Source organism: Candidatus Skiveiella danica, from assembly GCF_022705245.1.
Lineage (GTDB): Bacteria > Pseudomonadota > Gammaproteobacteria > Burkholderiales > Burkholderiaceae_C > Skiveiella > Skiveiella danica.
In genome coordinates this window covers 14,811-28,188 of the sequence record NZ_JAKJEW010000003.1, presented here as the reverse complement: position 1 = coordinate 28,188, position 13,378 = coordinate 14,811, and the positions used below count along the sequence as shown (strand labels likewise).

Sequence of the window (13,378 nt, the reverse complement as noted above, 5' to 3'; positions counted from 1 at the left end):
GCCTTTTTCAATCGCAAGGCCGAAGGCCTCAGCTGGCCAGTGCAGCGAACGCCCGGGCGGTGATGTCTTCCACGCTGCCGGTGCCGCTGATGGCGCGGTATTTCGGGGCTGCGGCCGGCTCGGCCTTGGCCCAGTTTCCGTAGTAGTCGACCAGCGGGCGGGTCTGGGCACTGTACACGTCCAGGCGCTTCTTCACCGTTTCTTCCTGGTCATCGGGCCGTTGCACCAGCGGCTCGCCGGTCACGTCGTCCATGCCGGCAGTTTTCGGCGGGTTGAACTTGACATGGTAGGTCCGGCCGCTGGCCGGGTGCGAGCGACGGCCGCTCATGCGTTCGATGATGGCCTCGAACGGGACGTCGATCTCGAGCACGTAGTCCAGTTTGACACCGGCGGCCTTCATCGCGTCGGCCTGGGGAATGGTGCGTGGGAACCCGTCGAACAGGAAGCCGTTGGCACAGTCGGGCTGGGCGATGCGTTCTTTGACCAGGTTGATGATCAGATCATCGCTGACCAGTCCGCCCGATTCCATCACCGCTTTGGCCTGCAGCCCCAAAGGCGTGCCGGCCTTGACGGCTGCACGCAGCATGTCACCCGTGGAGATCTGGGGAATGCCGTATTTCTGGCAGATGAAAGTGGCTTGGGTGCCTTTGCCCGCGCCCGGCGCGCCCAGCAGAATCAGTCTCATGGAAATCCTCGAATAGATTGGAAATCGTTGGCACGGCCACAGACCCATTGACCATGCTTTTTCATGCGGAGAATAGCACGCACGGGATTCGTTCAGGCTTACGCGGCGGTGCCATGGCCGCAGGCTGCGCTCAGCTGGCGAAAAAGCGGCGCACCCGCTCCAGATCGGCCGGCGTGTCCACGCCCGCCCCCGGGGCCACCTCGGTCACGTGCACGGCAATGCGGTGGCCATGCCACAAGACCCGTAATTGTTCGAGTGCTTCTCCCGTTTCGATCGGCGCCTGCGGCAATGCCGGGAACTGCCGCAGAAAACCGGCCCGGTAGGCATAGATGCCAATGTGACGCAGGGGCGCGGGTTGGGGCAGGGTGGCAATGCCCTGGGCAAAGCCGTCGCGCCACCACGGAATGGGGGCACGGCTGAAGTACAGCGCCAGCTGGCGGGCATCCAGAACCACCTTCACGACATTCGGGTTGGTGAAGTCGGCCACACTGGCGATCGGATGGGCCGCAGTGCCCATGCTGGCATCTGGGCGCTCCGCCAGCAGTCGGGCCACCGCGTCGATCAGCGCGGGTTCAATCAGGGGTTCGTCGCCCTGCACGTTGACGACGATGGCGTCGTCGTCCAGGCGCAGCAGTTCGCAGGCCTCGGCCAGGCGGTCGCTGCCGGACGGGTGGTCGGGGCGGGTCTGTACCGCCTCAATCCCGTGCTGGTGGCAGGCCTCGATGATGGCGATGCTGTCTGCGGCCACCACACAGCGCCGTGCCGCGCTGAGTCGCGCGCGCTGCGCCACACGCACGACCATCGGCGCCCCGCCGAGGTCGGCCAGCGGCTTGTCAGGCAGCCGCGTTGAGGCCAGGCGCGCCGGGATCAGGACGGTGAAACCCTGTTCTGCCTCTGTGTCCGAACCGTCGCGATTCGTCTCCAGCCGACTCATGGCTGAATCAGCTCACCAGCGGCGTACGCGCTGGAAGGGCGGCCAGTTCCTCGTCGCCGAGAACGCGGGCTTCGTTTTCCAGCATCACGGGGATGCCGTCACGCACCGGGTAGGCCAGACGGGCGCTGCGGGAAATCAGTTCCTGCTTTTCGCGGTCGAAGTCCAGAGGGCCTTTGGTGACGGGGCAGACCAGCAGTTCAAGAAGTTTGGTGTCCATGGCGCGATGATAGCTTTGCCTCCAGTTGCGCATCGAGCGCCTGGAAGAACGCCGGCTCGGGCGTCAGTACCAGCGGCGCCGCCCAGACCTGCGGATGGGCTGCCCAGAGCTTGACCGCGTCTTTTTCGGTGCAAATCACCTCAATCCCAGCGCCGGAAGGTCGAATCCAGCTATTGAAATCAAAGTGATCGGGCAGAGCCTCAGTCGCCTCGAGTTCCAGCCCGCTGGCCCGCAACATCGCAAAGAAGGCGTGTGGCCGGGCGATGCCGGCCACGGCCACCAACCGGCGACCGCGCAGATTGTGCAGCGGCAAGCGCTTGCCATCGGCTCGCTGCACGTCAGTGGACAGCGAGCGGCTGGCCGTGAAGCCGGGGACGAGCGGGGCAGTGCCCTGCGGCGTGAAGGTGTTGAGTACCAGGTCCACCGGGCGCGGCCAAGGCTCGCGCAAAGGGCCTGCAGGCAAAAGGAAGCCGTTGCCCGCACCGCGCTCGTCGAACACGCAGATTTCGATATCGCGGCGCAGCGCCAGGTGCTGCAGGCCGTCGTCGCAGACGATCACGTCCGTTTCGGGGTAGGTCTGGCGCAGCGCCTGGGCGGCCTCCATGCGCTGTGGTGCGACGAAGACCGGTGCGGCCGTGGAACGGCGCACCAGCAGGGGCTCATCACCGGACTGTTCCGGCGTGCTGTCCGGGGTCACCTCACGGCAGTCATCGCGGACGCGGCCGTAGCCTCGCGAGATGACGCCGGGACGCAGACCGCATTCCTGTAGGTGGCGCACCACGGCAATCACGGTGGGCGTCTTGCCGGCCCCACCGGCCACGACATTGCCCACCACGATCACCGGCACGCCGGGATGCTCCGAACGCAGCAGGCCCCAGGCAAAGGCGTGCCGGCGCAAGGCGACGATCAGGCGCATCAGCAGGGAAATCGGCCACAGCAGCCAGGCCATCGGTCCGCGGTGCAACCACGCCTGCTGCAGGCGGGAACCCGTCGGGGGCCGGTGACTGGACATCGAAAGGGCCGCCAGACGCGGGGCCGGGTGCGCTAGCGGGCGCCCGCCTGCGCCGAGGACTGGGTCGCAAAGGTGATCTGGGACAGGCCCGAGCGCCGGGCCGCTTCCATGACGGTGATCACGCTCTGGTGCGGGGTGGCGGCATCCGCGCTGATGATGACCACGCTGTCGCGCCCGGCGCGCGCGGCATCGTTCAGCGCGCCGGCCACCGCATCCACACTGCGGCCCTCGACGGCGACCTTGTTGACCATGTAGCGGCCATCGCTGCTGACCGCCACGATGACCTCCTTCGGGTAGTCGCGCTGCGCCTGGGCGTCGGCCACCGGCAGGCGCAGCTGCATTTCGGTGAACTTGCTGTAGGTGGTGGTGAGCATCAGGAAAATCAGCACCACCAGCAACACATCGATGAACGGGATCAGGTTGATCTCCGGCTCTTCTCTCATCCGTGGGCGGAAGTTCATGGCGGACCTAGCGGTTGCGCAGCGTTTCCAGGTGGCGCACGAAGCGCTCCGAGGCCAGCTCCATGGTCAGCAGGTAGCCGTCCACGCGGGCCCGGAAGTAGCGCCAGAAAATCAGGGACGGGATCGCCACGATCAGGCCGAACGCGGTGTTGTATAGCGCCACCGAGATGCCGTGGGCGAGCTGCACCGGGTTGGCACCGCCCATCGTGGCGCCGGCCGACGGCGCCTGCGCGCCGAAGATTTCGATCATGCCAATCACGGTGCCCAGCAGGCCCAGCAAGGGCGCCGCCGAGGCAATGGTGGCCAGCGCGGCCAGGTAGCGCTCCAGCCGGTGCGCCACGGTGCGGCCCGACGCCTCCATGATCGCGCGCAGATCGGCCTCGCTGCAGCGCGGGTTGCCATTCAGCGCCCGAAATCCGCTGGCCAGCACCTCGCCAAGGGCCGAATTCTGTTCGAGCTGGTTGACCACGTCGGCGGGCGGCACGCTGGTGCGTGAGACGGCGAGTGCTTCATCGAGCAGCTTGGGCGGTGCGATGCGCGCGGTCTTCAGGCTCACGAAGCGTTCGATGATGAGCGCCAGCGCCAAAATGGAGCAGGCGACGAGGGGCCAGATGGGCCAGCCTGCAGCTTGTATGATCGAAAGCAAGAGTCTCTCTCCGCGGGTGTGAGGCTGTTCGCCAGAAGCCCGGATTATGGCCCACCATAGGCCGGCGTCAGACGACACAGAATGGTCCACGCATCCCTTGCTTTCTTCCACAATTTCTGTGGATAACTTTGTGAAGAACGAGGCCGAGAGGGCTTGTGAGGCCGCTGAAATCGGTCCTTGTCACGGATTGGTCACAAATTGGGCAGTGAATAATCGTTTGAAATCAATGACTTGCTACGGAAAATCTGCGTTTGCGGGGCTCCGCCGATTCGCTGATGCCTTGCCGGGCTTCTGTGGAGTAGTTCGGTCACGTCGCTGGCCTGCAGGGCGCATGGAATCTGATGTCCGGGCCTGAAACTCCTGCTTTGGCGCTGCGAATCTGGCAGGTTGGCGCGCTGTGCCGCGCCGTTGCCGACGCACTGGACGCCCGGTTCAATCCGGTGGCGGTTCGCGGCGAAATCTCGGGCTTCTCACGTGCCGCCAGCGGGCACTGCTATTTTTCGATCAAGGATGACACCGGCCAGATCCGTTGCGCAATGTTCCGCCGGGCCGCCAGCCTGCTCGACTTTGTACCGCGCGATGGCGAACTGGTCGAGGTGCGGGGACGGCTGGGCGTCTATGAGGCGCGTGGTGACCTGCAAATGATCGTCGAAAGCCTGCAGCGCGCCGGGCAGGGCGCGCTGTTCGAACAATTCCTGCGCCTGAAGGCACGGCTCGAAGCGGAAGGCCTGTTCGAGGCGGGCCGCAAGCGGCCGTTGCCGGTGATGCCGCGCGCGATCGGCCTGGTCACCTCGCTGGGTGCGGCGGCGCTGCACGATGTGGTCACCGCCCTGCAACGGCGGGTGCCACACATCCCCGTGGTGCTGTCGCCGGCCGCCGTGCAAGGCGCCGGGGCGCCAGCGGACCTGGTGCGCGCGCTGACGGCTTTGTACCGGCTCGGTGGAGCGAGCGGGTCGGACGGTGTTGCAGCGCCAACGCCTGCGGTCGATGTGATCCTGATGGTGCGCGGCGGCGGCTCGATCGAAGACCTATGGGCCTTCAACGACGAACAACTCGCGCGTACGCTGGCGCAGAGCCCGGTCCCTGTGGTCTGCGGCGTTGGGCACGAGACCGATTTCACCATTGCGGACTTCGTGGCGGACCTGCGGGCGCCCACACCCACTGCGGCCGCAGAACTGGTGGCGCAACCCCGAGAGACCTGGCTGGGTGCCCTGACGCTCATCGGTGAGCGCATGGCCAGCGCCAGCCAGCGCGTGCTCGACAAACAAAGCCAGCGTCTGGATTTCGCCGTGACCCGGCTGGGCCGGCCGTCCACTCGGGTGGCGCGCCAGCGGCTGGAGCTCAGCCGCCACGCGCAGCAATTGCGTCATGCGGTGCTCACCCGAATGGAACAGACCAACGCCAGCTGGCGTTGGGTCTCGGCGGAATTCCCGCAGAAGGTGCAACGGCATCTGCAGAGCGAGCGTGAGCGGCTGGACCGCGCTGAGCTGCGCTTGCAGACGGTGGATCCGCATCGGGTGCTGCGCCGCGGCTATGCCTGGCTCAGCGACACCGAAGGTCATGCCATCACCAGCGCGCAGGGCTTGCTTGCCGGGCAGCCGGTCCGGGCCACCCTTTCCGACGGCACGGTTGATCTGACCGTCACGCAGCAGCGGCTGCTGTAAGTTCCTACAATCGCGCCCTGAGCTGATTTTTGCCACCATCCAACCCCCGAGGACATCATGGAACACACCCTGCCTGCACTGCCTTATGCGATCGACGCCCTGGCGCCGCACTATTCGCGCGAGACCCTGGAGTTTCACCACGGCAAGCACCACAACGCCTACGTGGTCAACCTGAACAACCTGCAAAAGGGCACCGAGTTCGAGAGCAAGACCCTCGAAGAGATCATCAAGACGTCCAGCGGCGGCATCTACAACAACTCGGCCCAGATCTGGAACCACACCTTCTTCTGGAACTGCATGAAGCCCGCAGGCGGCGGCGAGCCCACCGGCGCCCTGGCCGCTGCGATCAATGCCAAATGGGGCAGCTACGCCGCGTTCAAGGAAGCCTTCGTGAAGTCGGCCGTCGGCAACTTCGGCTCGGGCTGGACCTGGCTGGTCAAGAAAGCCGATGGCAGCGTGGACATCGTCAACACCGGCGCGGCGGGCACGCCGCTGACGACCGCCGACAAGGCCCTGCTGACCGTCGACGTCTGGGAGCACGCCTACTACATCGACTACCGCAACCTGCGCCAGAAGTTCGTCGAAACCTTCCTCGACAAGCTGGTCAACTGGGGATTTGCTGAAGCCAATTTCGCCTGAGGCAAAGGCCGCAGCAGGAAAAAGCCGGCGTGAGCCGGCTTTTTTCATGAAATCAGGAGAAAAATGGCACTGTCCCAGCGCCGGACGGTCATTCCCAGCTATGGAACCTGTAGCGAAACAGGAGTGCTGCGGACTATCGCGTCTCGAAAGGGGGGCCGGCCAGCTTGGCGCCGGCCTTGAGGTTCTTTTTCGCAAACCAGCCCTGGTTCATTTCCAGCACATAGCGCACCGGCTTGGTCGAACAGTGCGAATCCTCGGTCTGCGGCTTCATGTCGGCCAGGTTGACGATGGTGCCGTCGTCCGCGACGAAGGCCGCCGTCAGCGGCAGCAAGGTGTTCTTCATCCAGAAACACTGGGTTGCGGGTTGCTCGAACACGAACAACATGCCTTCGTGCTGCGGCATCTCGCGGCGGAACATCAGGCCGGTCTGGCGCTGGGCCGGCGTCTGTGCCACCTGGGCATCAATCTGGTGCATACCGGCTCCGAGTTTCACCCGGGTTAAATTCAGCTGCGGCGTATCCTGGGCCAGCGCGGGGGTGCCAAGCGCCAGACCCAGCGCGAGGGCGCCAAACAATCGGGTGAAGGTGCGCGGGCGGGACAGTGAGACGTTGGACATGGCAGAGGCTCCGGATCAAAAGGACATTCGTGGCGAGGCCCGAAAACGAAAAATGCCCGCCAAGGCGGGCATTTTGAAGCAATCCGGAAAGATTACTTGGCGGCGGAGGCGGAAGCCTTCGGAGCCTTGGCTTTCTTTTCCTTCTTGGCTTTCTTTTCTTTCTTCGGAGCGTCAGCCTTGGCAGCCGGCTTGGCGTCAGCCTTGGCATCAGCGGCGGGAGCAGCCTTGGCAGCCGGAGCGGCCGGGGCAGCTGCAGGAGCAGCGGCTTGGGCGAAGGCGCCAGCGGCGAACAGACCAGCGATCAGGGCGGCGAGAACTTTGTTCATGTCAATTCCTTGGGAAGTTTGGATTAAGTTTTTTTTCCTCCCATTTCCAGGAAGGACTCCTCCGTAACGGAGGCATCGGGCAGGCGGTTGACAGCCATTTGAAAAAAAACTCTGCCGCTAAAATTGTCAAAGTTTCATAAAGCCCGCTCGCAGGCGGGCGTTCCAGTCCAGTCCGGAGACATTGTCCATGTACCAACACATCAAAGTGCCCGCGGCGGGCCAGAAGATCACTGTCAACGCCGACATGTCGCTTAACGTCCCCGACGAGCCGGTCATTCCCTATATCGAGGGCGACGGCACGGGGCTGGACATCACGCCGGTGATGCTCAAGGTGGTCGATGCCGCGGTCGCCAAGGCCTATGGCGGCAAGCGCCGGATCCACTGGATGGAGGTGTATGCCGGGGAGAAGTCCACCCAGGTGTACGGCCCGGACGTCTGGCTGCCCGAGGAGACCCTGGCGGCCCTGCGTGAATACGTGGTGTCCATCAAGGGTCCGCTGACCACGCCGGTCGGCGGCGGCATCCGTTCCCTGAACGTGGCGCTGCGCCAGGAACTCGATCTTTACGTCTGCCTGCGCCCGGTGCAGTACTTCGAAGGCGTGCCGTCCCCGGTCAAGGAACCGCACAAGACCAACATGGTTATCTTCAGGGAGAACTCGGAGGATATCTACGCCGGCATCGAGTACGAGGCGGAGTCCGACAAGGCGAAAAAGCTCATCAAGTTCCTGATGGAAGAGATGGGCGTGACCAAGATCCGTTTTCCGGCCACCTCGGGCATTGGTATCAAGCCGGTCTCGCGGGAGGGCACCGAGCGCCTGGTGCGCAAGGCCATCCAGTACGCCATCGACAACGACAAACCGAACGTGACGATCGTCCACAAGGGCAACATCATGAAATACACCGAAGGCGCATTCCGCGACTGGGCCTACGCGCTGGCGCAGAAGGAGTTCGGTGCCGAGCCCATCGATGGCGGCCCGTGGTGCCGTTTCCGCAATCCCAAGACGGGCAGGGAGATCACGATCAAGGACTCGATCGCCGACGCGTTCCTGCAGCAGATCCTGCTGCGGCCCGCCGAATACAGCGTGATCGCTACGCTGAACCTGAACGGCGACTACATCTCCGACGCGCTGGCGGCCCAGGTGGGCGGCATCGGCATCGCGCCGGGTGCCAACTTGTCCGATTCGGTAGCCTGTTTCGAGGCCACCCACGGCACGGCGCCGAAGTATGCCGGCAAGGACTATGTGAACCCCGGTTCCGAGATCCTGTCGGCAGAAATGATGCTGCGCCACATGGGCTGGAAGGAAGCGGCGGACCTCATCATCAGCTCGATGGAAAAGTCCATTGCCAGCAAGAAAGTCACCTACGACTTTGCCCGCCTGATGGACGGCGCCACGCAGGTCAGCTGCTCGGGATTCGGGCAGGTCATGATCGACCACATGTAAGCCCCGCGGGGCCTTGCGCCCCGAAGGCCCCCGGTGGCCGTTGAACCACCCGTCCCCGAAAAGCCCGGTTTGCCCGGGCTTTGTGCATTTCACGGGCCAGCCGTCGGCACAAGCCGCCACGCTGGCAACCGCTGCCTATTTCCCCGCGCGACAGTCGGGCCCCCCGCCTCTATAGAATGGTTTTCATGGCAACGAAAAAACCTTCCCTTCCGACCGCGCCGACCACGCCCGTGCGCGAGGGGGACAGCGGCAATTCGGTGGTGCTGGAGCGGCGCACCCAGAAGGTCAAACCGCCCAAGATGTACCAGGTCGTGATGCTCAACGACGATTTCACCCCGATGGAGTTCGTGGTGCTGGTGATCCAGGAGTTTTTCAGCAAGGACCGCGAAACGGCCACCCAGATCATGCTCAAGATCCACCTGGACGGCAAAGGCGTCTGCGGCGTTTATTCAAGGGATGTGGCCGCGACCAAGGTCGATCAGGTGCTGGAGGCGGCCAAACAGCATGGTCATCCGCTGCAATGTGTCAGCGAACCGGTTGAATAAACGTTTTTAATCCCGAATTACCAGGTCATCACTTTTTTTTACAGCAAGGCAAAAGGAAATCTCATGATTGCCCAGGAATTGGAAGTCAGCTTGCACATGGCCTTCGTGGAGGCTCGCCAGCAGCGCCATGAGTTCATCACCGTGGAGCACCTGCTGCTCGCCTTGCTCGACAACCCCAGCGCCGCCGAGGTGCTGCGGGCCTGCTCGGCCAACATCGACGACCTGCGCAAGTCCCTGACGAATTTCATCAAGGACAACACGCCCCAGGTCGCCGGCACCGATGACGTGGACACCCAGCCCACGCTGGGTTTCCAGCGCGTGATCCAGCGCGCCATCATGCACGTGCAGTCCACCGGCAACGGCAAGAAGGAAGTCACCGGCGCCAACGTGCTGGTGGCCATCTTCGGCGAGAAGGACTCGCATGCCGTGTATTACCTGCACCAGCAGGGAGTGACCCGCCTGGACGTGGTGAACTTCATCGCGCACGGCATCAAGAAAAGCGACCCGCCCGAGGCCCCCAAGGGCGCCGAGTCTGCGCCTTCCAGCGAGGGCGAGGAGGGCGGTGGCGAGAAGAATGAAAAAGCCTCGCCGCTGGAGCAGTTCACCCAGAACCTGAACCAGCTGGCCAAGGACGGCAAGATCGATCCGCTGATCGGGCGCGAGTACGAGGTCGAGCGCGTGATCCAGATCCTGTGCCGCCGCCGCAAGAACAACCCGTTGCTGGTCGGTGAGGCCGGCGTGGGCAAGACCGCGATCGCCGAGGGCCTGGCCTGGCGCATCACGCAGAAGGACGTGCCGGAGATCCTGGCCGATTCCAATGTGTTTTCGCTCGACATGGGCGCGCTGCTGGCGGGCACCAAGTACCGCGGCGACTTCGAGCAGCGCCTCAAGGGCGTGCTCAAGAGCCTCAAGGACAAGCCCAATGCCATCCTGTTCATCGACGAGATCCATACGCTGATCGGCGCCGGCGCGGCCTCGGGCGGCACGCTGGATGCCTCCAACCTGCTCAAGCCGGCCCTGAGCTCGGGCGCGCTCAAGTGCATCGGTGCCACCACCTTCACCGAGTACCGCGGCATCTTCGAAAAAGACGCCGCCCTGTCGCGCCGCTTCCAGAAAGTGGACGTGGTCGAGCCGACCGTGCCCGAGACCATTGAAATCCTCAAGGGCCTGAAGTCGCGCTTCGAGGAGCACCACAGCGTCAAGTACGCCAACGCGGCGCTGCAGGCGGCCGCCGAACTGAGCGCCAAGTACATCAACGACCGGCACTTGCCCGACAAGGCCATCGACGTCATCGACGAGGCGGGCGCTGCGCAGCGCATCCTGGTCGCGTCCAAGCGCAAGAAGACCATCGGCAAGGCGGAGATCGAAGAGATCGTGGCCAAGATCGCCCGCATCCCGCCGGCCAACGTCTCCAACGACGACCGCGGCAAGCTGCAGACGCTGGAGCGCGACCTCAAGAGCGTCGTCTTCGGCCAGGACAAGGCCCTGGAAGTGCTGGCCAGCGCCGTCAAGATGGCGCGCTCGGGCCTGGGCCGTGCCGACAAGCCGATCGGCTCCTTCCTGTTTTCCGGCCCCACCGGCGTGGGCAAGACCGAAGCCGCCAAGCAGCTCGCCTACATCATGGGCATCGAGCTGATGCGCTTCGACATGTCGGAATACATGGAGCGCCACGCCGTCAGCCGCCTGATTGGCGCGCCGCCCGGCTACGTGGGCTTCGACCAAGGGGGCCTGCTGACCGAGGCTGTGACCAAGAAGCCGCACGCCGTGCTGCTCCTCGATGAAATCGAAAAGGCGCATCCGGACATCTTCAACGTGCTGCTGCAGGTGATGGACCATGGCACGCTGACCGACAACAACGGGCGCAAGGCAGACTTCCGCAACATCATCATCATCATGACGACGAACGCGGGCGCCGAGACCATGAACAAGGCCACCATCGGCTTTACCAACCCGCGCGTGGCCGGCGATGAGATGGGCGACATCAAGCGCCTGTTCACGCCCGAGTTCCGCAACCGTCTGGACGCCATGGTGAGCTTCAAGGCGCTGGACGAAGTGGTCATCATGCGCGTGGTCGACAAGTTCCTGCTGCAGCTGGAGACGCAGCTCGCCGAGAAGAAGGTCGACGTCACCTTCACCGACAAGCTGCGCAAGCACCTGGCCAAGAAGGGCTTCGATCCGCTGATGGGCGCGCGCCCGATGCAGCGCCTGATCCAGGACACCATCCGCCGCGCCCTGGCCGACGAGCTGCTGTTCGGCCGCCTCACCGATGGCGGACGCCTGACGGTGGACATCGACGACAAGGACGAGGTGCAGCTCGACATTCATCCGCTGCCCAAGAAAGAAGGCAAGGGCACCCGCCAGGAGCCTGCCGAGCCCGAGCAGGCCACGGCGGGCTGACCGCCGCCCACGGCGCCATCCCCTCCAGAAGGCCGGTAGCGTGACGCTGCCGGCCTTTTTTATGGGTTTTGCGCTGCGGATGAACTCCTGAAACGATAGCTGTTTGTGACTATTCCACGCTGGGGAATGGCCCATCTGATGCCTGAAATGGCCAGCAGACCCCGTTTTGCGGCTACAGTAGCCGCGCAACCGCCCCCGACCCATGAATCCAGCCCACCCAGAGCCCGTCCCCGCCACCCACACCTTCGTCTGGCACGACTACGAGACCTTTGGCACCGACGTGCGGCGCGACCGACCCGCCCAGTTTGCGGCCATCCGCACCGATGCCGAGCTGCGCGAAATCGGCGAGCCGGTGATGGCCTATTGCCAGCCCGCCACCGACTACCTGCCAGACCCCGACGCCTGCCTCATCACCGGCATCACGCCGCAGGAATGCCTGGCCAAAGGCGAGAGCGAGGCCGCCTTTGCCGCGCGCATCGAGCGCCTGCTGGCCGAGCCCGGCACCATCGGCGTGGGCTACAACACCATCCGCTTCGATGACGAGGTCACGCGCTTCCTGTTCTGGCGCAACCTGATCGACCCCTACGCCCGCGAGTGGCAAAACGGCTGCGGCCGGTGGGACATCCTGGACCTCGTTCGCGCCACCTGGGCGCTGCGCCCCGAGGGCATCACCTGGCCGCAGCGCCCGGACGGCGGCGGCCCCAGCTTCAAGCTGGAGCACCTCACCGCCGCCAACGGCCTGGCGCATGAGAGCGCGCACGATGCGTTGTCCGACGTGCGGGCCACACTGGCGCTGGCTCACCTGATCCGCGAGAAGCAGCCCAAGCTGTTCGACTTCTGCTTCGCGCTGCACCGCAAGGACCGAGTGGCCCAGGAGCTGGGCCTGCCCTGCGCCCCAGCGCATGCCAGACCGTTCTTGCACGTCTCGGGCATGTTTGGCGTGGAGCGCGGCTGCCTGGCCGTGATGTGGCCGCTGGCCAGCCACCCCAGCAACAAGAACGAGCTGATTGCCTGGGACCTGGCCCATGACCCTGCCGAGCTGGCCAGCCTGGACGTGGCCACGCTGCGCCAGCGCCTGTTCACCCGCAGCGCCGACCTGCCCGAGGGCGTGGCGCGCCTGCCCGTGAAAACCGTGCACCTGAACAAGTCGCCCGTGGTCGTCGGCAACCTCAAGGTGCTGACGCCCGCGCTGCAAGCACGCTGGGGGCTGGACCTGGAGCAGGCCCTGCGCCACGCCGCCACCGCCCGCGACCTGCCCGACATGAGCGCCATCTGGCCCGAAGTCTTCCGCCGCCCCGAGGCGGATGCGCCGGTGGACCCGGAGCACGACCTGTACGGCGGCTTCGTCGGCAACGCCGACCGCCGCCGTCTGACCCAGTTGCGCGCCCTGGACCCTGCGGCGCTGGCCCGCGCGCGCACCGGCTTTGACGACCCGCGGTTGCAGGAGCTGCTGCTGCGCTGGCGCGCCCGCAACCACCCCGACACCCTGAGCTCCGAGGAGGCCGCGCAGTGGCAGCAGCACCGCGAAGCCCGCCTGCTGGCCGGTGAGGGCGGCGTCCGCACCCTGGCGCAGCTGCAGGAGCGCCTGGACACCCTGGCCGACGATGCCATGGAGCGCGGCGACGAGCGCGCGGAAGCCATACTGAGCGCCCTGGCGGACTGGGCGGAGCATCTGGGGGCGGATTTGGGGTGAGCGGGGGGCTGGGGAGGCCAGGGGAAGGCCTCAAAGGGCTGTTTTTGGCGAGGAATTCGGGGTCAGAATCCAATTTCGCCGCCGCCGTCCCCTGCAACGCCG

General features: G+C 65.1%; 14 protein-coding genes. 6 read left to right on the top strand and 8 right to left on the bottom strand.

Features of this window, described 5'->3' with window-relative positions; translation table 11 throughout:
• Positions 1 to 28: 28 nt before the first annotated feature.
• From adk to ACMUOY_RS02390, 6 genes are all read right to left on the bottom strand, one after another.
• Complete coding sequence (gene adk / locus ACMUOY_RS02415) at positions 29 to 685, bottom strand: adenylate kinase (protein ID WP_413890722.1); 657 nt, start codon at positions 683 to 685, stop codon at positions 29 to 31.
• 130 nt (positions 686 to 815) lie between these two features.
• On the bottom strand, positions 816 to 1,619 hold the full coding sequence (gene kdsB / locus ACMUOY_RS02410) for a 3-deoxy-manno-octulosonate cytidylyltransferase (RefSeq protein ID WP_413890720.1): 804 nt from the start codon (positions 1,617 to 1,619) through the stop codon (positions 816 to 818).
• Positions 1,620 to 1,626: 7 nt separating this feature from the next.
• The gene (locus ACMUOY_RS02405) at positions 1,627 to 1,836 is read right to left on the bottom strand and encodes a Trm112 family protein (RefSeq protein ID WP_413890718.1); all 210 of its coding nucleotides are present in this window, start codon (positions 1,834 to 1,836) and stop codon (positions 1,627 to 1,629) included.
• A complete protein-coding gene (gene lpxK, locus ACMUOY_RS02400; RefSeq protein ID WP_413890716.1) occupies positions 1,817 to 2,848 on the bottom strand; it encodes a tetraacyldisaccharide 4'-kinase in 1,032 nt (343 codons plus the stop codon). The genes ACMUOY_RS02405 and lpxK overlap by 20 nt, the downstream gene beginning before the upstream one ends.
• A gap of 32 nt (positions 2,849 to 2,880) precedes the next feature.
• Entirely contained in the window at positions 2,881 to 3,309 is a 429-nt protein-coding gene (locus ACMUOY_RS02395) for an ExbD/TolR family protein (protein ID WP_413890714.1), read from the bottom strand.
• A gap of 7 nt (positions 3,310 to 3,316) precedes the next feature.
• Positions 3,317 to 3,955 carry a MotA/TolQ/ExbB proton channel family protein gene (locus ACMUOY_RS02390; protein WP_413890712.1) on the bottom strand — a complete coding sequence of 213 codons (639 nt, stop codon included), beginning with the start codon at positions 3,953 to 3,955 and terminating at the stop codon, positions 3,317 to 3,319.
• Between the two features lie 320 nt (positions 3,956 to 4,275).
• On the opposite strand from ACMUOY_RS02390, the gene xseA reads away from it, so the two are divergent.
• Both xseA and ACMUOY_RS02380 read left to right on the top strand, forming a co-directional pair.
• Positions 4,276 to 5,619, top strand: coding sequence for an exodeoxyribonuclease VII large subunit (gene xseA, locus ACMUOY_RS02385; RefSeq protein WP_413891016.1), 1,344 nt, complete (start codon positions 4,276 to 4,278; stop codon positions 5,617 to 5,619).
• Between the two features lie 57 nt (positions 5,620 to 5,676).
• Positions 5,677 to 6,258: a superoxide dismutase gene (locus ACMUOY_RS02380; protein ID WP_413890710.1), complete on the top strand. Its 582-nt coding sequence runs from the start codon at positions 5,677 to 5,679 to the stop codon at positions 6,256 to 6,258.
• A 133-nt stretch (positions 6,259 to 6,391) separates the two neighbouring features.
• Here the strand turns inward: ACMUOY_RS02380 and ACMUOY_RS02375 are convergent, their stop codons facing one another.
• A complete protein-coding gene (locus ACMUOY_RS02375) occupies positions 6,392 to 6,874 on the bottom strand; it encodes a DUF192 domain-containing protein (protein WP_413890708.1) in 483 nt (160 codons plus the stop codon).
• Positions 6,875 to 6,966: 92 nt separating this feature from the next.
• On the bottom strand, positions 6,967 to 7,200 hold the full coding sequence (locus ACMUOY_RS02370) for a hypothetical protein (RefSeq protein ID WP_413890706.1): 234 nt from the start codon (positions 7,198 to 7,200) through the stop codon (positions 6,967 to 6,969).
• A 181-nt stretch (positions 7,201 to 7,381) separates the two neighbouring features.
• Between ACMUOY_RS02370 and icd the strand changes: the two genes are divergently transcribed.
• From icd to sbcB, 4 genes are all read left to right on the top strand, one after another.
• Positions 7,382 to 8,641: an NADP-dependent isocitrate dehydrogenase gene (gene icd / locus ACMUOY_RS02365; RefSeq protein ID WP_413890704.1), complete on the top strand. Its 1,260-nt coding sequence runs from the start codon at positions 7,382 to 7,384 to the stop codon at positions 8,639 to 8,641.
• Between the two features lie 176 nt (positions 8,642 to 8,817).
• Positions 8,818 to 9,186: an ATP-dependent Clp protease adaptor ClpS gene (gene clpS, locus ACMUOY_RS02360; RefSeq protein ID WP_413890702.1), complete on the top strand. Its 369-nt coding sequence runs from the start codon at positions 8,818 to 8,820 to the stop codon at positions 9,184 to 9,186.
• A gap of 63 nt (positions 9,187 to 9,249) precedes the next feature.
• Positions 9,250 to 11,583: an ATP-dependent Clp protease ATP-binding subunit ClpA gene (gene clpA, locus ACMUOY_RS02355; RefSeq protein ID WP_413890700.1), complete on the top strand. Its 2,334-nt coding sequence runs from the start codon at positions 9,250 to 9,252 to the stop codon at positions 11,581 to 11,583.
• A gap of 202 nt (positions 11,584 to 11,785) precedes the next feature.
• Positions 11,786 to 13,276, top strand: coding sequence for an exodeoxyribonuclease I (sbcB, locus tag ACMUOY_RS02350; protein WP_413890698.1), 1,491 nt, complete (start codon positions 11,786 to 11,788; stop codon positions 13,274 to 13,276).
• The last annotated feature ends 102 nt before the right edge of the window (positions 13,277 to 13,378 follow it).